The sequence below is a fragment of the Burkholderia sp. AU18528 genome (assembly GCF_002223215.2).
GTDB lineage: Bacteria > Pseudomonadota > Gammaproteobacteria > Burkholderiales > Burkholderiaceae > Burkholderia > Burkholderia semiarida.
Map to the genome: position 1 here is coordinate 545,601 of NZ_NKFC02000004.1, position 18,942 is coordinate 564,542.

An 18,942-nucleotide genomic window follows, 5' to 3' on the forward strand; every position below is an offset into this window, starting at 1 on the left:
GTATCGCGGCGCGGATACCCCAAGCTTGTCTGTGCGCGGCCCCGGACCTTGCTATGATCGCGGGATACGCAACATTTTGACCATGCGGGCGCCCGCCCGCCACCGGATACCAAGACGATGGCAGCCAATCTCGACGTACAAGCGCGCTATTTCCCGCACACGCAGGACCAGCTCAAGGAAATCGCATCGGACATCCTTCGCCATGCGAAGGCGCTCGGCGCGACGGACGCCGCGACCGAAATCTCCGAGGGCGACGGCCTGTCGGTGTCGGTGCGCCGCGGCGAAGTCGAAACGATCGAGCACAACCGCGACAAGATGGTCGGCGTCACCGTGTTCATCGGCAAGAAGCGCGGCAACGCGAGCACGTCGGACTTCTCGCCGGCCGCGATCAAGGATACCGTCGCCGCCGCCTACAACATCGCGCGCTTCACGGCCGAGGACGAAGCGGCCGGCCTTGCCGAAGCCGAGCTGCTCGAAACCGACCCGCGCGACCTCGATCTGTACCACCCGTGGGCGCTGAGCGCCGACGAGGCCGTCGAGCTCGCGCGCCGAGCGGAAGACGCCGCGTTCGCGGTCAGCCCGCAGATTCGCAATTCGGAAGGCGCGAGCGTGTCGGCGCAGCACTCGCAGTTCGTGCTCGCGACGTCGCGCGGCTTCCTCGCCGGCTACCCGTACTCGCGCCACTACATTGCGTGCGCACCGATCGCGGGCAGCGGCCGTCACATGCAGCGCGACGACTGGTATTCGTCGAAGCGCAGCGCGATCGATCTCGCCGCGCCCGAAGCGGTGGGCCGCTACGCGGCCGAACGCGCGCTCGCGCGGATGGGCGCGCGCCGTCTCGACACGCGCAAGGTGCCGGTGCTGTTCGAGGCGCCGCTCGCGGCCGGCCTGCTCGGCGCATTCGTGCAGGCGGTGAGCGGCGGCGCGCTGTACCGCAAGACGTCGTTCCTCGTCGACAGCCTCGGCAAGCCGGTGTTCGCGCCGCATATCCAGGTCGTCGAGGATCCGCACGTGCCGCGCGCGATGGGCAGCGCGCCATTCGACGAGGAAGGCGTGCGCACGCGTGCGCGCAGCGTCGTGAAGGACGGCGTCGTGGAAGGCTACTTCCTGTCGACCTATTCGGCGCGCAAGCTCGGCACGCAAACGACCGGCAACGCGGGCGGCTCGCACAATCTCGCGCTGCGCAGCTCGAACACGCAGGCGGGCGACGACTTCGACGCGATGCTGAAGAAGCTCGGTACGGGCCTGCTGCTGACCGAGCTGATGGGGCAGGGCGTGAACTACGTGACCGGCGACTATTCGCGCGGCGCGGCGGGTTTCTGGGTGGAGAACGGCGTGATCCAGTATCCGGTCGAGGAAATCACCGTCGCCAGCACGCTGCAGGAGATGTTCCGCCATATCGTCGCGATCGGCGCGGATTCGATCGTGCGCGGCACGAAGGAAACCGGCTCGGTGCTGATCGAGCAGATGACGATCGCCGGGCAGTAAGCCGCACGCGGCGCAGGCCGACAGTCAACGAAAAACCCGACCGGCGTGAGCCGGTCGGGTTTTTTCATCGTGCGGAAGAAGGCGTCAGCCGCGCTTGCGTGTGTAGACGACGAACGCATAGCCGAACGCGTTCGGCGCGGCAGCCTGATGCGCGTCGCGCGAGACTTCCTGCCAGTGCGCGGCGTCGGGCGCCGGGAACGACGCGTCGCCGTCGAAGTCGGCATCGATCTCGGTGATGACCAGCTTGTCGGCGAGCGCGAGACCTTCCGCATAGAGTTGCGCGCCGCCGATCAGGAATGCCTCGGCCACCCCGTCGCGCGCGGCGAGCGCCAGCGCGTCGGCGAGCGACGTGACCGTGTCGCAGCCTTCGAAACGGCGCGTGGCGTCGCGCGTGACGACGATGTTGCGGCGGCCGGGCAGCGGCCGGCCGATCGACTCGTGGGTCTTGCGGCCCATCACGATCGGCGCGCCCATCGTCGTGCGCTTGAAGAACGCGAGATCCTCGGGAAGTTTCCAGGGCAACTGGTTGTCGCGGCCGATGATGCCGTTGCGGGCACGCGCGACGATCAAGGTCAACGTCGTCATGAAGGTCGGGGAAGAGGGGACATGCAATGGGCCGATTTTACCGGAACGGCGGCGCGCGCCGGATTCCGCCTGCCCACGTGGGCATCGGCGTGTGTTGCGCGGTGCGCCGCGACGCGGGATGCCCGCATCACGGCGGCCGTCCGAATAAAAAGAGTGCCCGCCGGGGGACGGAGCACCAAAACATTTTGCGTCGCGAGATCGGCGATACCGGTTCCGGTCGATGGCATTCCGTCCGACCGGATCGTCGATTCAATACGCAATCCTGATTGAATCGACACGGAAAATGATCAGGGATGCGTATTGCTTCGCGCGTTGCCTCCCATCGCATGCTGCATGTTGCCCGGTTGCGGTGCCGGCATCGGCAACTGGGGCGGCGGTGGAATCTCGTCCCACAGCGTCACGGAAGCCTGGCGCGCCGGCAGCGGTTGCGGCGCCGACACGGTCACGAGACCGAACCCGTTGCCGTGCTGCCTGACCGGCACATTTTCGACAAGCAGCATCGCGCGATCCGGCCGCATGCCTTCGTCCGCGCGTGCGGGGGCAGGCGGGCCGGCGGCCGAAAGCAGGAGCGTCGTCGGCACGAAAGAAAGTAAAAGGATTTTTCGCATGGTGACTGTCTCCGGTCGTTTCCGTATTCAGCGAAATACATGCCACGATACCGGGACCATTGCCGCCATTGCGATTCGCGCTCGAGCGTTGAGAATTGTGGCCGAAAACGCCTGAAAATGTTTCAGGCCTGAAACGAGGGGGCTCGGGAATATTGCTGATTCAACCAACCCGCTTCAAGGATGAAAATCGGCGCGTGTGTTGATGACGAACCCTTCCTGCGCATGCGCTATGTGCAGATGATTGATCTGCATCGACCTCCTGAGCGATTGGGCCGGATCGCCATCGGCGCTGAAACGGGCTTGTCGTATGCTGCGCCTGTAACAAGCTGTTTGATCAAAATAACTGGACGCAAGATAAGCGCCATCATGCGAGGCATTGTCGTTGCCGCGCATCGGCATGGCGAATCGAGCCACCTTGGGCTGACCCGATTCGATCCTTTTGCACGCGACCTGACGTGTGCGGCAATCGTTAGACGGTTGATGAACGGGGTGAGGATATGGGAGCCGATCAGCGGCACGTGATCTACTATTCGCGCGAACCGAACGATGCGTTGCGCGGCCATTTCGACGAATGCGGCTGGCGCGTCGATCTTGCCGAGACCGTGCGCGACGTGCGGCGCGTCGTGCAGCAGGGCGTGGCAACCGCCGGCCTGCTCGATTTCTCGCCGGGCTTCAAGCCGTCGGATCTGCGCGAACTCGAATCCTGCCTGAGCATCCAGCACATCGGCTGGATCGCGGCGACGCGGCGCGGCCAGTTGCAGGACGCGACGCTGCGCCATCTCATCCGCGACTATTGCTTCGACTACGTGACGATGCCGTACGAAACGGCGCGCATCGTCGAGACCGTCGGCCATGCGCACGGCATGGTCGCACTGACCGATGCCGTTGCGCCGCCCGTCGGCGCCGGGCGTACCGAAGGCGAGATGGTCGGCACCTGCGATGCGATGCTCGGGCTCTTCAGGACGATCCGCCGTGTCGCGGCGACGGACGCACCGGTGTTCATCTCCGGCGAGTCGGGCACGGGCAAGGAGCTGACGGCGGTCGCGATTCACGAGCGGTCGTCGCGCGCGCAGGCGCCGTTCATCGCGATCAATTGCGGGGCGATACCGTCGACGCTGCTGCAGGCCGAACTGTTCGGCTATGAGCGCGGCGCATTCACCGGGGCGAACCAGCGCAAGATCGGCCGCGTCGAGGCGGCCAACGGCGGCACGCTGTTTCTCGACGAGATCGGCGATCTGCCGCTCGAAAGCCAGGCGAGCCTGTTGCGTTTCCTGCAGGAGGGCAAGATCGAGCGGCTCGGCGCGCACGTGTCGGTGCCGGTCGACGTACGCGTGATCTGCGCGACGCACGTGGACATGGAAGCGGCGCTGCGCGAAGGGCGCTTTCGCGAGGACCTGTTTCATCGGCTGTGCGTGCTGAAGATCGAGGAGCCGCCGCTGCGCGCGCGCGGCAAGGACATCGAGGTGCTCGCGCGCCACATGCTCGAGCGCTTCAAGGGCGATGCGCATCGCCGCCTGCGCGGTTTTTCCCCTGACGCGGTCGCGTCGCTGTACGGCTATTCGTGGCCCGGCAACGTGCGCGAGCTGATCAATCGCGTGCGCCGCGCGATCGTGATGTCGGAAGGCCGGATGATCACCGCGACCGACCTCGAACTGAGCGACTATGCGACGCTCGCGCCGGTGTCGCTGCTGGAGGCGCGCGAGGCGGCCGAACGGCAGGCGATCGAGCAGGCGCTGCTGCGCCATCGCGGCCGTTTCGCGGATGCCGCGCGGGAGCTCGGCGTGTCGCGCGTCACGCTCTACCGGCTGATGTGCGCGCACGGCATGCGCGAGCGCGGCGACACGCTGGCAGGGTTTTCGGCGCCGTTGCCGGAGCTTCCGCGCCACGCTTGCTAAAATTGGCGGGTGCGGCCGCCCCTCGCGGCCGAAGGAACCCGCATGAAACAGTATCTCGATCTCGTTCGTACCATTCTCGATACCGGCACCTGGCAGGAGAACCGCACGGGAATCCGCACCATCAGCATGCCGGGCGCGATGCTGCGTTTCGACCTGCAGCAAGGCTTCCCGGCCGTGACGACCAAGAAGCTCGCGTTCAAGTCCGCGATCGGCGAACTGGTCGGCTTCCTGCGCGCATCGCGCAGCGCGGCCGATTTCCGCGCGCTCGGCTGCAAGGTGTGGGATGCGAACGCGAACGAGAATGCGCAGTGGCTCGCGAACCCGTATCGCCAGGGCGTGGACGATCTCGGCGACGTCTACGGCGTGCAATGGCGCCAGTGGCCGGGCTACAAGGTGCTCGACGCGAGCGCCGACGCGCAGATCGCCGATGCGACGCGCCGCGGCTTCCGGATCGTCACGCGTTTCGATGAGGACGGCACGTCGAAGGTGCTGCTGTACAAGGCGATCGACCAGTTGCGCCAGTGCCTGGACACGATCATCGAGAACCCGTCCGATCGCCGTATCCTGTTTCACGCGTGGAATCCGGCCGTGCTCGACCAGATCGCGCTGCCCGCATGCCATCTGCTGTACCAGTTCCTGCCGAACGCGACGAAGCGCGAAATCTCGCTGTGCCTGTACATCCGCAGTAACGACGTCGGCCTCGGCACGCCGTTCAACCTGACCGAAGGCGCCGCGCTGCTGTCGCTCGTCGGCCGGCTGACGGGCTACACGCCGCGCTGGTTCACGTATTTCATCGGCGACGCCCACATCTACGAGAACCAGCTCGACATGCTGCAACGGCAGCTCACGCGCGACCCGTACGAAAGCCCGCGGCTCGAGATTGCCGAGCGCGTGCCCGAGTACGCGAAGACGGGCGTCTATGCGCCGGAATGGCTGGAGCAGATCGAGCCGTCCGATTTCTCGCTCGTCGGCTATCGCCACCATGAGCCGCTGACCGCGCCGATGGCGGTCTGATCGCGCGGCGGGGCCGCGCGGTTTCATCGATCCGCACGCCGCAAAAAGGCTCGACCGGTATCAGCCGGTCGAGCCTTTTGTTTCATGTCCGCGGCACTTACTGGCGATGCCGCTCTTCGTGGCCGCCCTGCGGCGGCGGGCTGCTCGGGCGCGGCGCCTCGACGTGCGGCGCCGGCTGCGGGCGTGGTTCCATCCGGGGGGCGGGCATCGACGGGCGCGGTTCCATGCGGGGCGCCGGTTGCGGCCGCGGCTCCATGCGCGGCGCCTGCGGCTGCGGACGCGGCATGTCGTGCACCGCGGGCGCCGGCGGACGGTACTCGTTCACGCGCGGCGGCGCGACTTCGCGACGGGGCGCCGGTTGGGCGAAGTCCGGGCGCGGTTGCGGCGCGGGGGCGGCCCGCTCCGGTTGCGGCTGCGCATGCCGGGCCGGCGTCGGGAAATCGGGGCGCGGATGCGGTTGCGGAATCTGCGCGGTATGGTCGGACTGCGGTTGCGGCAGCGCGCGAGGCGCTTCGTTGCGCCCGCCGGATTGCCCACCCTGCGGAGCCGGCACGCCGTCCGGATGCGGGATTGCCGCGCTGCGCACGGGCGGCAGCGCGTTCTGTCCCGCCGCGTGTAGCGCGGCAGCTGGAGCAGGGCGCTGATGCGCCATCGGCGTGTGCGGCTGCATCCACACGGGCGACGGCGCGTTCGCTACGTGCGCATCGCCCGTCCGCGCCGGAACGTCGTTCGCGCCCGGCGGATGCGGGACGCCATTGCCGGGCGCGAACGCCTGATGCGGCATCGGATTGCCGGGCGCCTGCGGCGTGCCGCCGTTGGCGAAACGCGGTGCGTTGGGCGTTTCGCCGTTCGCCGGCCGCGCGACATTCGGCATGCCCGGCGCCGGTGCGCCCGGCTGTCCAGCCCGCACGTCGGCCGGCTGGCCTTCGCGCGGCGCGCGGGCCGGCTGCACGACCGGGCCGTGCGGATTCACGAGCTGCACGTTGTGCATCGCCCATGCGCCGCCGCCCGGCTTGCCCGGCACGCGGACCGGGCGAGCCGTATAGTCGGCCGGTACGTTCGTCTTCACGACGGGCGCGCCGGCCCCCGGTACGCGCCCGCCCTGCTGCGCGAGGTGGGCGGCGGCCTGGTCGCGATACGCGGCCGGCACGGCCGGATTGCGCGTCGCCACGAACGGGTGCTGCGCGATCGCCGCCGGCGGGCGGTAGCCGGCATTGCGCAGCCCGCCGGTGAAACTCTGGCGCACCGGCGCGATGCCGGGCGTGCCCGGCATCACGTGCGCGTTGCGCCATTGCCGCGGATCGACGGGCTGCGCGAAGTGCGCGACCGGCTGGCCGTGCACGAACGCGGCGGCCGGCACGGCCGTGATCGCGTGCGGCGCGCGCAAGTTCACGTACGTCTTGTTGATGTTGGTGATATTGGTGATGTTCGTCACGTTCACGGTCTTGTTCACGTTGACGTTGTTCACCACGATGTTGCGGTTGACGCGGTCGTAGTAGTGCGGGCTCCAGCCGCCCCAGCCCGGATGCCACGCCTCGCCCGGGCCGAGCGCGAACCATGCGCAGCCGGCCGCGGCCACGCCACCGACCGTGAGCGCGACGCTCCAGTCGGAACCGCCGCCGCCACCGCCGCCCACGAACGCGACGAGCGCCGGCGCGTAGACGGGTGGCTGGCTGACGACCATCGGGCCGGGCACCCATGCCCAACTGTCGTCGACGTACGCCCAGCGGCCGTAGTGATAGGGCGCGAAGCCCCACGGCGCGTCGTCGACCCAGGTCCAGCCCCACGGCGCCTGCCAGATCCAGTGACCGTCGTGATACGGCGCCCAGTCGGCCGGCGTGTTGTTCGGCACCCATACCGCGCCGTAATTCGGGGTTTCGCGCCACGTGCCGTTCGCGTCGAGATCCTGGTAGCCCGGAATGTCGCGGGACACGTACCGGGCCGACACCGAGCGCGCTTCGGCCGCGTCGCGGCTGGCGGCCCACTGGTCGAGCGCGTCGGGGGCCGGTGCGGCCGATTGCTGCACGACCTGCAGGTCGGTGCCCGTGAACACGACCTGCTGGCCGGGCGACAGCGGATACTGTCCGTTGCTGCCGTAGACGGTCGCGCTGCCGCTGCGCACCGTCACCGTCGTGCTCGCGCCGTTCGGCGCGACATCGACGCGATAGTCGCCCGGGCCCGTGATGCCGAGCGCGAGATTCGGCGTGTCGATTTCGTACGATCCGCCGGCCGGCAGATCGCGCACGTGTGTCGACACGGTGCCGAGCCCCACTTTCAGCTGCGTCGTCGTATCGTCGAGGTTCAGCACCGACAGGCTCGTCGATTCGCCGAGCCGCACCGCGGTCGAGCCGACGTGCAGTTCCGAGCGCGCGCCGGCATCGTTCCAGAGTTGGTCGCCGGTCGTCAGCGGCCGGTTGACCGCCGCATACGACCACGTATCGGTGCCGGCCGGTTCGGTCGTCACGGCGCCCGACAGGTAATTGAGCCGCGCGACGCGGCCGGGCGGATCGCCGCCCGGTTGCCGTGCCGCGGCCATATTCGGCGGCGCGTCGACCGATTGCGCGAAGGCGGGCGGCAGCGCCGCAAGCGCGACGAACGCGAGCAGCGTGCAGCGGGCGGTGCGCTTGAGCGTGAACAGGGTGGCCATGGTGAGCGTCATTGTCGTGATGGCGGCGCGCCGATTCGTGCCGTCGAGTTCACAATATCCGCTTGGCCTGTTTCAAGGCACGGTGTTTTGTAAGTCGAGTGGCACGCGATGTAACAAAACCTCTCCATCGCGCGCCGTTGTCGTGCAGTTGCAATGCCGGCGTCAAGCGGACGTAAGCCACGCATCGAAAACCTGCTGCCCGCGCACCGTGACGCGCAGCACGCGCGGCCGGGCAGCACGCTCGATCCAGCCATGTGAACAGAAGCTATCGAGCAGCGCCGCGCCGAGTGCGCCGCCGAGGTGCGAGCGCCGCTCGCTCCAGTCGAGACAGCCGCACGCGAAGCGGCGCCGGCGCATGCGCTGCTGCGCGACGTCGATGCCCCATTGCGCGAGCGCCTGCGTGCCGAGCTCGGTGGTCTCGATCGCGTCGCCGTTTGCGAGCAGCCAGCCGCGCGCGGTGAGGCCGTCGAAGATGCGCACCGCGAGCTCGCCGGCCATGTGGTCGTAGCAGGTGCGTGCATAGCGCAGTTCGGCCGGGACCGCGCGCGACGGCGGCGGAACCGGGCGATGCGGCGCGGCCGCGCGGGCGACGTTGGCCATCGCTTCGAGCGAGGCCGCGATGTCGGCCGATGCAATGCGGTAGTAGCGATGCCGGCCGCGCACGTCGAGGGCCAGCAGGCCGCCTTCGGTCAGGCGCGCGAGGTGCGCGCTGGCCGCGGACGGCGACAGCCCCGCGATCATCGTCAGTTCGCCGGCCGGGCGCGCGCTGCCGTCCATCAGCACCCACAGCATCGCGGCGCGGCCGGGATCGGCGAGCAGCGCGCCGATGCGGCTCAGGCCCGGAAAATGGTGGTCGTCTTGATCGGTCATCGTCGTGTCTCGTCGAGCGGGATGAGGGGCAGTGTAGTCGGTGCCCGCATTCGATGTTTCGCTTTCGGATGAAATGTCGAACGCAGCGGCGGCGCCGCTGCGCGGACCGGCCGCGGGCGGTTGCAGGGCACGCGTAGAATGGCCGGACGCGGCGGCAGCGGGCCGCCGCATGTGACGCGATGCGAAGATGAAGACGATTTTCTGTGTGTTGGCGGCCGCGCTCCTCTGCGCGGCCTGTGCGCCCGGTGGCGCGGGCGCGACCGGAGCGCGCGGCGGCAGTATCGAGATGTACGGGACGATCGACCAGGGCATCACCGTGCGCCGGTGACCGGTGCCGTTCGGCTCGGGTCAGCGCAAGCCCGTTATTGGCGTGAACAGCTCTCGTCGGCATGGCCGCCGCAGCCCCGCCACACGGGGCTCGCCGCGACGCATTGCCGCGGTGCAACGTATAATGGCCCGATTACAGCGCCCCTGCCGCCTGGAGCCAGAACAATGCCCCAACCGTCCCCCGTGCCGGCCGCCCTCGACCGCACCGAAACCGTATTCCGCTTCCTTGCCGAGCCTTCGTCCGTGAACTTCGGCGGCAAGGTGCATGGCGGCGCGCTGATGAAGTGGATCGACGAAGTCGCGTATGCGTGCGCGGCGGTCTGGTCGAGCCGCTATTGCGTGACGGTCAGCGTCGGCAACATCCGCTTCCAGCGTCCGATCCTGGTCGGCAATCTGGTCGAGCTGAAGGCGCGCGTCGTCGCGACGGGCCGTACCAGCATGCACATCCATGTGTCGGTGCACGCCGGCGATCCGAAGGGCGGCGTGTTGCGTCAGACGACCGATTGCCTCGTCGTGTTCGTCGCGGTCGACGAGAACGGCAACCCGGTGCCGGTACCGCCGTTCGTGCCGGAAACCGACGAGCAGCGGGTACTGGCGAAATATGCGGCCGACGTGCGGGCCGCGCTCGACAAGATCGTCGAGATGAAGCCGGAAGAAGTCGCGAAGGGCACCGTCTGAGTGCCGCGGGCGCCGCGCTCGTCGCGCCGCGCCCGTCGTTCCGCCGTTACCGCGTCCCGATCATCTGCTCGGGGCGTACCCACGCATCGAATTCCGCTTCCGTCAGGTAGCCGAGCGCGAGCGCGGCCGCCTTCAGCGTCGTGCCTTCCTTGTGCGCCTTCTTCGCGATCTGCGCGGACTTGTCGTAGCCGATGTGCGGATTGAGCGCCGTCACGAGCATCAGCGATTCGTTCAGCAGCAGGTCGATCCGCGAACGGTTCGGTTCGATGCCGACCGCGCAGTGATCGTTGAAGCTCTGCGCGCCGTCGGCGAGCAGCCGCACTGACTGCAGCACGTTGTGCGCGATCATCGGCCGGAACACGTTCAGCTCGAAATTGCCGCTCGCGCCGCCGACGTTGACCGCAACGTCGTTGCCGAACACCTGGCAGCACAGCATCGTCACGGCTTCCGACTGCGTCGGATTCACCTTGCCCGGCATGATCGAGCTGCCCGGCTCGTTTTCCGGAATCGACAGCTCGCCCAGCCCGCAGCGCGGGCCGCTCGCGAGCCAGCGCACGTCGTTCGCGATCTTCATCAGGCTCGCCGCGACGGTCTTCAGCGCGCCGTGCGCGAACACCAGCGCGTCGGCGGCCGCCATCACCTCGAACTTGCTCGGCGCGGTCACGAACGGCAGCTTCGTCAGACGGCCGATCTCGTCGGCCACGCGCACCGCGAACGCCGGATGCGCGTTCAGCCCCGTGCCGACCGCAGTGCCGCCGAGCGCGAGCTCGTACAGGTGCGGCAGCGCCGATTCGACGTGACGGATGCCCTGGTCGAGCTGCGCGACATACCCGGAGAACTCCTGGCCGAGCGTGAGCGGCGTCGCGTCCTGCAGGTGCGTGCGGCCGATCTTCACGATGTCGGCGAATGCCTTCGACTTCGCGTCGAGCGTCGCGCGCAGCGTGCGCAGCGCCGGCAGCAGGTGGTTGACGATCGCATACGCGGCCGCGATGTGCATCGCGGTCGGGAACACGTCGTTCGACGACTGGCCGCGGTTCACGTCGTCGTTCGGATGAACCTTGCGCGCCTCGCCGCGCTCGCCGCCCATCAGCTCGCTCGCGCGGTTCGCGATCACCTCGTTGAGGTTCATGTTGGTCTGCGTGCCGGAGCCCGTCTGCCACACCGCGAGCGGGAATTCGCGCGGATGCTTGCCGGCGATGATCTCGTCGGCGGCCGCGATGATCGCGTGTGCCTTGTCGTCGGCGAGCACGCCGAGCGACTGGTTGACGGCCGCCGCGGCGCGCTTGACGATCGCGAGCGCGTGGATCAGCTCGGGCGACTGCTTCTCCGTCGAGATCCGGAAATTCTGCAGCGAGCGCTCGGTCTGCGCGCCCCAGAGCCGGTCGGCCGGCACGGCGATCTCGCCGAACGTGTCGCGTTCCATCCGAACTGCTTCGTTCATGATGCACTCCTCCTGGAAAGGGGAAAGGCCGCGCGTCGTCGCGCGGCGTCAGACGTAATCAGACGTATCGTGAGGCAGTCGCGCCGCTTGCGCGGCGTCTCGAGGTGCTCAGCCGACAAGGATAGCGCCGGCCGCGATTTCGTGTCGTGTCGCGCCCAGGGCGCGTTGCGCGCGCAAACAGGCGCTAGCGCGCCGCCGCGATGAGCGACGTGGTCTTGCGGTGAAAGCGCCAGGCCATCAGCGCGGCGACGCTCGCGAGGCCGGCCGCGAGCCCCCACCACAGGCCGCGCGCGCCCAGGCCGGCGTGGAACGCGAACCAGTAGCCGGTCGGGAAGCCGATGCCCCAGTAACCGAAGGTCGCGGCGAGCATCGGGATGCGCGTGTCCTTCAGGCCGCGCAGCGCACCCGACGCGACGGTCTGCATCCCGTCGACGATCTGGAACACCGCGGCGATGCCGAGCAGCGACGCGGCGAGCGATACCGTCGCCGCGTTGGCCGGATCGTCGAGGTGCAGGTACAGGCCGACGATCGTATGCGGCGCGACGATCATCACGAGGCCCGACAGCGACATGAAGCCGACGCCGAGCGCGAGCGCGACGAAGCCCGCGTGCCGCGCGGCGACGGGCGAGCCCGCGCCGACCCAGTAGCCGACGCGCACGTTCGCCGCCTGGCCGATCGCGAGCGGCACCATGAACGACACCGACGCGACGTTCAGCGCGATCTGGTGCGCGGCGAGCGACGTCGCGCCCAGCACGCCGACCGTGAGGCCGGTGGCGAGAAAGAGCGTCGATTCGACGCCATACGTGATCGCGACCGGCCAGCCGATGCCGATCAGCTCGCCCATCACGGGCAGCTTCGGGCGCGCGGCAGTCACGAAATGGCGAAAGCGCTGCCGGCCGTGCAGCAGCCAGATCAGCGCGAGCGCGGTGAGCCAGATCGTGATCGTCGTCGCGACGGCCGAGCCGAGAAAGCCCAGGCGCGGCAGCCCGAATGCGCCGTGGATCAGCCCGTAGTTCAGCACGCCGTTGACGCCGACGCCGCCGATCGACACCCACAGCAGCCGCCGCGCGGCGCCGATCGCCGGCAGGAACGCACGCATCAGCCCGACGCCGATCAGGCTGCCGAGCGCAGCGAAGCGCAGGATGCCCGTGTATTCGCCGACGTGATGCGCGAGCAGCGGCGGCTCGTGGAACATCAGCAGGATCGGTTCTGCGAGCGACAGCGCGACGATGGCCGGAATCGCGAGCAGCACGGACAGCGCGAAGCCGGTCCAGTAGATGTGCGGCACGCGGTCCTCGGCCTGCGCGCCGCGCGCATGCGCGACGCTCACGCTGACCGACGACAGCACGCCTTGCAGGATCGTCACGATCACGAAGAAGAAATTCGCGCCGAGCCCGCCCGCCGCGAGCGAATCGGGGCCGAGCGAACCGAGCAGCACCGTGTCGGTGACGCTCATCGCCATCTGGGAAAGTTGCGCGATCGCGAGCGGCGCGGCGAGGCGCGCGGTATCGGCGGCATGACTGGACAGGGACGGCGGCGCGGCGGCCGTCCGCGTGAGACCGGAATGCGACATGGAATGGGCGCTCGCGCGGGTGCGGGCCCGCGCTCTGTGTATTTATTTTGAGAGACGGCTAGCTTACGGCTTTATGCGTACCGTGTCGAACGCGTGCGCCGATGGCCATGTCACGGGCAGGGGAACCGCCGCGGTCGCTACGCTTCGCGTACCGCGATGCGCGTGTCGCCGAGCAGCACGACCTGGCCCGCGCGGATCTTGCAGGTCTTGCGAAGCTCGACCGCGCCGTCGACCTTCACGGCGCCGGACGCGACGATCAGCTTCGCGGTGCCGCCGCTGTCCGCGAGGCCGGTGATCTTGAGCAGGTTGTGCAACTCGACGTATTCGCCGGTCAGCGTGAAATCCAGATTGGGCATGACGAGGAAGGTGCGCAACGCGCGGAAGGAAACGCTCCGCATCATACGGCACCGCGCGTCGGCACGCGAGCGCGGGGTCGTCGCCGGCGGATGTAAAGGACTGTGAGCGATTCGTCAGCAAATGAAACGGTGGGTAACAGTCTGAGAGATTCGCGAACCGGCCGCGCGGGCCGCCGGTCTTCTGTCGTACCTGCCGCGTGTTGCGGTGGGGCATGCAACGGACCGCATCGCCGTGGTCCGGGCGCACAACTTCTTGAGGAGAATTGCCATGTCCAAGATTCGTACGATGCTGATCGGTGCCGCGCTGACGGCGTTCGCCACTTCGGCCGCATTCGCCCAGACGGGCGGGACCACGCAAGGCGCGGCCGGTGCCGGCGTGCAGGCGCAGACGCCGGCGGCAGGTGCCGGTGCCGGTGCAGGCATGCAGGGTGGTGCCGGCGCGAACGCGTCGGGCAATGCGACGACCGGTGCGACCGATGCGGTCGGCGCGGCAGCCGATGGCGCGAAGGACACGACGTCGTCGGCGGTCCATTCGACCAAGAAGCACACGAAGCATGCGGCGAAGTCGGCCAAGAGCCATGCGGGTTCGGCCAGGGCGAAGGCGAAGGCCGACGACGCGACCGAGGGCGGTGCATCGGTCGGCACGCAGGGCGGTGCATCGGCCCAGGGCGCCACGCAGTAAGCGGTGCGCGGCGCCGTCGCGATGCTCGCCTTCGGACGGCGCGTCGCGACGGGCGATCGTCCGGCGGCCCGGTTCGCTTCGCGCGAGCCGGGCCGTTTTCGTGGGGTAACTAAGACGGTCGGCGGGACGCGCTTACGGCCGGCGCTGGCCTTGCCCCTGCCCCTGCCCCTGAGCCGGCCGCACCGCGGCAGGCGTGAACACGCTGCGTAGCCACGCGGCGAGCCGCGCGAAGACGTCGTACGGTTCCTCGACGAAGATCTCCGGCTTGAGCAGCCGCAGGTATTCCATGATCTGCTGCGCTTCCTGCTTCTGGAACGAACCGTGCGCGAGCCCGAGCCGCAGCAGCCCGCGCAGTTCGCCGAGCTTGTCGCGCGCGGTGCTGCCGACGCTCATCTCGCACGCGAGCTTGGCCTCGTAGATCCGCTGCCGTAGCGATTCCGCGAGCCGCCACGCAGGCGTCTGCATCAGTTCCTCGAGCGTCTGGATGTCCTGCGCCGCGCCCTTGATCTGCGACGCGAGCGGGTCGATCAGCGACGCGTCGCCCTGCGCTTCGGCGACGATCGCCTTCGCCCAGTCGCGGCACGCCTTCGCGAGTTCGTCGGGCGTCCATTCGGAGCGCGACGCGAAGCCGAAGCCGAATTCGCCGGCCTGCCGCATCAGGATCGCGACGACGTCCGGGAATTCCTTGTCGAGCGTGCGCTTGGCCCACGCGTACTGGCCGCCCTGCAGCATTCGCTGCACGGCGTGCTCGGTCAGCGGCACCATGTTGTCGAGCAGCTTCGCGCGCAGGAAATCCTCGAACGACGGCGTCGCGAATTGCGGGTCGAGTTTCAGCGACACGCGCACGAACGCGTCGTAGTCCTTGCGCAGGGACTCGAGCGTGTCGTCCTTGAGGGAAAGGGTGATCTGGCCCATGAATCGTCTCGATGGCGGCCCGCGCAAGCCGGCGCCGGCACGGCGCACCGGAGCGGGCGCAGCGTCGACTGACCGGTGCGCGCCGGGGCCGGTGGCGGGTCTTCCTCTCCTATATCGGCGCGCCGGGCGGAAACTTGAGCGCGCGGTGGAGCGTGCGCTCAGGCCGGCGGCCAGTGCGGGAGGACGACCCCTTGCCACAGGAAGAACACGCCGAGCCCGACGGCGATCGTCACGAGCGGGCGGCGGGTCGCGGCCGACACGAGTACGGCCGCGAGCGCGCCGACGAGCTGCGGATTCCGCCACGTCAGTTCGGCCGTGCCGCCATGCGGCGAGACGGTCATCGGCACGATGATCGCGGTCAGCACGGTGACCGGCACGAAGCCGAGCGCGGTGCGCACGAGCGGCGGGAACGTCAGCCGCTCGCCGAACAGGAACAGCGTCGAGCGGATCGCGTACGTGATGACGGCCATGCCGAGGATCAACAGCGCGTAGCTCACGATGCGGCCTCCGGGCGAGAGCGGGCGCGCGTGCGATCGTGCCGCAGCGTGAGCACGACGCCGATCGCGACGCCGGCGGCGACCGCGCCGAGCAGCCCGAGCTTGTACGGCCAACTCTGCCAGAAGTACGCGAGCGTGCCGGCCGTGGCGGCCGCCGCGAAATAGCGCAGCGTGCCGAGCTGCGGGACGACGATCGCGATGAACGTCGCCGCCATCGCGAAATCGAGGCCGAGCGACTGCAGGCCCGGGAACGCCGTGCCGAAGCCGATGCCCGCGAGCGTCCAGACCTGCCAGTTCAGGTACATCGCGAGCCCGGAGCCGAAGAAGTAGTGGGGGCCGATCGTGCCGGGCGGGTGGTGCCGGTAGTGCCCGTAGGCGACCGCGAACACTTCGTCGGTCATCAGCGCGCCGAGCGTCGCGCGCCAGCGCAGCGGCAGGTGCGCGACATAGGGCGCGAGCGTCGCGCTGTACAGCAGGTGGCGCAGGTTCACGATCAGCGTCGTGGCGAGCACCACGACGAAGCTCGCGCTGCCGGCGATCAGGCCGAGTGCGATGAACTGCGCGGAGCCCGCGAACACGGCGAGCGACATCAGCGCGCCGTGCCATGCGGCGAGCGGGCCGCCGCCGACGAGCGTGCCGAAAATCACGCCGAACGGGGCGGCGCCGATCATCATCGGAATCGTGTCGCGCGCGCCGTCGAGCCATTCGTTGAGCGGGCGGCGCGGGGGCGATGCGGGTGTGTTGTTCAAGAAGCGCTCCTCCATGAGCGGGAGGATAGCGGGCCGCTGGCGGGCCGGCTTGTATGTTCTTGCGCTCGCCGAAGCGGGCCCGTGCCCGAGTGAGGGCCGGAGCGAGTTGCAGCGTGGTGGCCGGCTGCGGGAAGCCGCGCGTCAGCTTGCCTGCCAGCGCCCGGGCGGCACGCCGAACATCCGTTTGAAATGCCGCGTGAAGTGGCTCTGGTCGACGAAGCCGCTGGCCGCCGCGACATCGGCGACCGGCACGCCCGCGCGCAGCGGCGCCAGCGCACGCTGCAGCCGCAACTGGTTGCGCCACGCATGCGGCGGCATGCCGGTCGTGCGCGTGAACAGGCGCGCCGCGTGAAACGGTGACAGGCCGGCTGCCTGTGCGACATCGTCGAGCGTCACCGTGCTCGTCAGATCGGCGGCGAGCCGCTCGCGCATCGCGTCGACGCGCGGTTCGTCGGCCGCGAGCGGCGCCGGTCGCGGCCGCGCGTCGGCGTGGCGCGCGATCAGCGTCGACAGCGCGTCGAGCATTGCCGTTTCGGCGGCGAGCGGATCGTACGGGCGCGGCACGCCGGCCGCCGGATCGTCTACCGGCTGCCCGGGCGCACGCGCATGCGACGACAGCGCGCGCTCGCTGCCGGCTTCCAGCATCCGGTGCGCCCGCGTGAGCCGCGCCGCGAGATCGGCGTCGCGAATCACGCCGGGGGCGAACCACGGTGCATCGTGCGGGCGGCCCGCGATCGCACTCGCGAGTTCGCGGATGAATTCGACCGGCATGTAGCTGACGCGATAGCACCAGCCTTCGTCGGCGGCACGCGAGCCCGTATGCACTTCGCCGGGATTGATCACGGGCACGGTGCCTGTCTCGGCGACATAACCGGTGCCGCGGTAGGTGAAGCGTTCCGCGCCTTCGAGAATCACCGGGATCGTGTACGCGTCGTGCCAGTGGGGCGCGAACGCGTGATCGCGGTAGGTGGCCGTGAGCAGATCCGCGTCCGGCACGAGCGGCGTGCGCCAGTAGCGTGCGGAATCGGGAAGGCGGGTGGCGGGCATGATCGGGCGCGGGAGCGGTCGAACCGACAGTGTATCGCTCGCGCGCCCGGCGGGTGCGGGCTTACTTGAGCGGAATCGTCGTGCCGGCCGGCATCGGCACCGCGGTGACGGCGTTCTTCGGGCTGCCGCTGACGATACGGTCGCTGTAGGTCAGGTAGACGATCGTGTTGCGTTTCTTGTCGACCACGCGCACGACGTGCAGCGTCTTGAAGATGAACGACATGCGTTCGCTGAACACGTCGGCCTGCTGCTTGAGCGGCTCCTTGAAGCTGATCGGGCCGACCTGCCGGCACGCGATCGACGCTTCGCTCGGATCCTCGGCGACGCCGAGCGTACCCTTGATGCCGCCGGTGCGGGCGCGCGACACGTAGCAGGTCACGCCGTTCACGACCGGATCGTCATAGGCCTCGACGACCACGCGGTCGGAACCCGTGACGCGGAAATGGGTGTTGACGCTGCCGACTTCCTCCGCGTGCGCGAGCGGTGCGGCGGCGAAGGCGGAGAGCAGGAGGGCGACGGGGGCGAAACGGAGGAGGCGATGCTTCATCGACGGAACCGGAGGATGCGAATGCGGGACAGAGACTCTAGCATGCGCATGGCCGGGCCACGAAAAGCAGAAAGACGGAACGGTGGCCGGATAAACAAAAGGCCCATCGAATGACGGGCCTTTCGCTATTTGGCTCCCCGACCTGGGCTCGAACCAGGGACCTACGGATTAACAGTCCGGCGCTCTACCGACTGAGCTATCGGGGAATAAATCGGTACATCTGCGTGTTGTGCTTTCCAACAAAAAACCTGTCCACTTTCAACGGGCCTTTGCGTTTTTGGCTCCCCGACCTGGGCTCGAACCAGGGACCTACGGATTAACAGTCCGGCGCTCTACCGACTGAGCTATCGGGGAACAAACAACAACAGCAGAGAAACGAGATTGTATGGAGTGTCCGCTAACCTGTCAATACTTTGGAGCCGCGACACATAAAAATTTTTTGCGGCCGCCGCGCGATCAGCGCTCGAGCAGGTGCAGCTTGTCCTGCACGTCCTTCCACTCGTCCGCGTCGGCGGGCGCCGGCTTGGTCTTCGTGATCGACGGCCAGTTCTTCGCCAGCTCGGCGTTCAGCTCGGTGAACTGCTGCTGGTCGCCCGGAACGTCTTCTTCGGCATAGATCGCATTGGTCGGGCATTCGGCGACGCACACGGCGCAGTCGATGCACTCGTCCGGATCGATGGCGAGAAAGTTGGGACCTTCACGGAAGCAATCCACCGGGCACACATCCACGCAATCCGTGTATTTGCACTTGATGCAGCCTTCGGTCACAACGTGAGTCATTAAAACGCTCCTGCTTGGCGGTATATGGGGTGGCGTTTGCGCCAAAAGCGGCATTGTAACTGAAGCGCAAAACCCGCATGTCGTGGTCGGCTATCCGGCTTATATCGTTTCGTGATTAGTTTATGGGGTGCGCAACGCGGATACCCGCACACGCACCGGCGGCGCGAAGCGCGAGCCGGCGGGGCGGTTTCGCGATGGTCCGGCACGCATTCGGGTAACATGACCGACAGACCGGGCGGCGCG

The 18,942-nt window shown here is 68.5% G+C and carries 20 protein-coding genes and 2 tRNA genes; 7 read left to right on the forward strand and 15 right to left on the reverse strand.

Features of this window, described 5'->3' with window-relative positions; all coding sequences use genetic code 11:
- The first annotated feature begins 117 nt into the window (after positions 1–117).
- Positions 118–1,488, forward strand: coding sequence for a metalloprotease PmbA (pmbA, locus tag CFB52_RS05255; RefSeq protein ID WP_059574040.1), 1,371 nt, complete (start codon positions 118–120; stop codon positions 1,486–1,488).
- 84 nt (positions 1,489–1,572) lie between these two features.
- On the opposite strand, the gene CFB52_RS05260 is transcribed toward pmbA, so the two are convergent.
- Positions 1,573–2,073: a dihydrofolate reductase gene (locus CFB52_RS05260; protein WP_099316191.1), complete on the reverse strand. Its 501-nt coding sequence runs from the start codon at positions 2,071–2,073 to the stop codon at positions 1,573–1,575.
- Between the two features lie 287 nt (positions 2,074–2,360).
- Complete coding sequence (locus CFB52_RS05265) at positions 2,361–2,573, reverse strand: hypothetical protein (RefSeq protein WP_257219985.1); 213 nt, start codon at positions 2,571–2,573, stop codon at positions 2,361–2,363.
- Positions 2,574–2,861: 288 nt separating this feature from the next.
- Between CFB52_RS05265 and CFB52_RS34540 the strand changes: the two genes are divergently transcribed.
- From CFB52_RS34540 to CFB52_RS05275, 3 genes are read left to right on the forward strand one after another with little or no spacing between them, the layout of a single operon-like run.
- A complete protein-coding gene (locus CFB52_RS34540; protein ID WP_180278191.1) occupies positions 2,862–3,203 on the forward strand; it encodes a hypothetical protein in 342 nt (113 codons plus the stop codon).
- A complete protein-coding gene (locus CFB52_RS05270) occupies positions 3,179–4,576 on the forward strand; it encodes a sigma-54 dependent transcriptional regulator (protein WP_060313194.1) in 1,398 nt (465 codons plus the stop codon). Before CFB52_RS34540 ends, CFB52_RS05270 begins: the two co-directional genes overlap by 25 nt.
- A 42-nt stretch (positions 4,577–4,618) precedes the next feature.
- Positions 4,619–5,590, forward strand: coding sequence for a thymidylate synthase (locus tag CFB52_RS05275; protein ID WP_059574036.1), 972 nt, complete (start codon positions 4,619–4,621; stop codon positions 5,588–5,590).
- Positions 5,591–5,687: 97 nt separating this feature from the next.
- Here CFB52_RS05275 and CFB52_RS05280 read toward each other — a convergent pair whose 3' ends face one another.
- Positions 5,688–8,237, reverse strand: coding sequence for a DUF6600 domain-containing protein (locus CFB52_RS05280; protein ID WP_099316615.1), 2,550 nt, complete (start codon positions 8,235–8,237; stop codon positions 5,688–5,690).
- A 162-nt stretch (positions 8,238–8,399) separates the two neighbouring features.
- Positions 8,400–9,107 carry a helix-turn-helix transcriptional regulator gene (locus tag CFB52_RS05285; RefSeq protein WP_059574035.1) on the reverse strand — a complete coding sequence of 236 codons (708 nt, stop codon included), beginning with the start codon at positions 9,105–9,107 and terminating at the stop codon, positions 8,400–8,402.
- Between the two features lie 187 nt (positions 9,108–9,294).
- Between CFB52_RS05285 and CFB52_RS34545 the strand changes: the two genes are divergently transcribed.
- Positions 9,295–9,435 (forward strand): hypothetical protein, encoded by a 141-nt coding sequence (locus tag CFB52_RS34545; RefSeq protein ID WP_167351605.1) that lies wholly within the window; start codon positions 9,295–9,297, stop codon positions 9,433–9,435.
- A gap of 164 nt (positions 9,436–9,599) precedes the next feature.
- Positions 9,600–10,112 carry an acyl-CoA thioesterase gene (locus CFB52_RS05290; RefSeq protein ID WP_023475851.1) on the forward strand — a complete coding sequence of 171 codons (513 nt, stop codon included), beginning with the start codon at positions 9,600–9,602 and terminating at the stop codon, positions 10,110–10,112.
- A 46-nt stretch (positions 10,113–10,158) separates the two neighbouring features.
- Here the strand turns inward: CFB52_RS05290 and fumC are convergent, their stop codons facing one another.
- The 3 genes from fumC to CFB52_RS05305 all read right to left on the reverse strand — a co-directional run bounded on the left by fumC (position 10,159) and on the right by CFB52_RS05305 (position 13,482).
- A complete protein-coding gene (gene fumC / locus CFB52_RS05295; RefSeq protein WP_059574034.1) occupies positions 10,159–11,553 on the reverse strand; it encodes a class II fumarate hydratase in 1,395 nt (464 codons plus the stop codon).
- Positions 11,554–11,737: 184 nt separating this feature from the next.
- The gene (gene norM / locus CFB52_RS05300; RefSeq protein ID WP_059574033.1) at positions 11,738–13,126 is read right to left on the reverse strand and encodes a multidrug efflux MATE transporter NorM; all 1,389 of its coding nucleotides are present in this window, start codon (positions 13,124–13,126) and stop codon (positions 11,738–11,740) included.
- Between the two features lie 137 nt (positions 13,127–13,263).
- Positions 13,264–13,482 carry an RNA-binding S4 domain-containing protein gene (locus CFB52_RS05305; RefSeq protein ID WP_006486208.1) on the reverse strand — a complete coding sequence of 73 codons (219 nt, stop codon included), beginning with the start codon at positions 13,480–13,482 and terminating at the stop codon, positions 13,264–13,266.
- A gap of 268 nt (positions 13,483–13,750) precedes the next feature.
- Between CFB52_RS05305 and CFB52_RS05310 the strand changes: the two genes are divergently transcribed.
- Positions 13,751–14,164: a hypothetical protein gene (locus CFB52_RS05310; RefSeq protein WP_099316193.1), complete on the forward strand. Its 414-nt coding sequence runs from the start codon at positions 13,751–13,753 to the stop codon at positions 14,162–14,164.
- A gap of 132 nt (positions 14,165–14,296) precedes the next feature.
- Here the strand turns inward: CFB52_RS05310 and CFB52_RS05315 are convergent, their stop codons facing one another.
- The 8 genes from CFB52_RS05315 to fdxA form a co-directional block, all read right to left on the reverse strand.
- Complete coding sequence (locus CFB52_RS05315; protein ID WP_099316194.1) at positions 14,297–15,079, reverse strand: DUF4088 family protein; 783 nt, start codon at positions 15,077–15,079, stop codon at positions 14,297–14,299.
- Between the two features lie 158 nt (positions 15,080–15,237).
- Positions 15,238–15,576, reverse strand: a complete 339-nt coding sequence (locus tag CFB52_RS05320) for an AzlD domain-containing protein (protein WP_059574030.1) — start codon at positions 15,574–15,576, stop codon at positions 15,238–15,240.
- Positions 15,573–16,340, reverse strand: a complete 768-nt coding sequence (locus tag CFB52_RS05325; RefSeq protein WP_059574029.1) for an AzlC family ABC transporter permease — start codon at positions 16,338–16,340, stop codon at positions 15,573–15,575. The genes CFB52_RS05320 and CFB52_RS05325 overlap by 4 nt, the downstream gene beginning before the upstream one ends.
- A 126-nt stretch (positions 16,341–16,466) precedes the next feature.
- Entirely contained in the window at positions 16,467–17,372 is a 906-nt protein-coding gene (locus CFB52_RS05330) for an AraC family transcriptional regulator (RefSeq protein WP_099316195.1), read from the reverse strand.
- A 61-nt stretch (positions 17,373–17,433) separates the two neighbouring features.
- A complete protein-coding gene (locus CFB52_RS05335; RefSeq protein ID WP_059574027.1) occupies positions 17,434–17,919 on the reverse strand; it encodes a CreA family protein in 486 nt (161 codons plus the stop codon).
- Positions 17,920–18,049: 130 nt separating this feature from the next.
- Positions 18,050–18,125, reverse strand: a tRNA-Asn gene (locus CFB52_RS05340).
- Between the two features lie 72 nt (positions 18,126–18,197).
- Positions 18,198–18,273, reverse strand: a tRNA-Asn gene (locus CFB52_RS05345).
- A 102-nt stretch (positions 18,274–18,375) separates the two neighbouring features.
- Positions 18,376–18,699, reverse strand: a complete 324-nt coding sequence (gene fdxA, locus CFB52_RS05350) for a ferredoxin FdxA (RefSeq protein WP_011544919.1) — start codon at positions 18,697–18,699, stop codon at positions 18,376–18,378.
- Positions 18,700–18,942 lie beyond the last annotated feature (243 nt).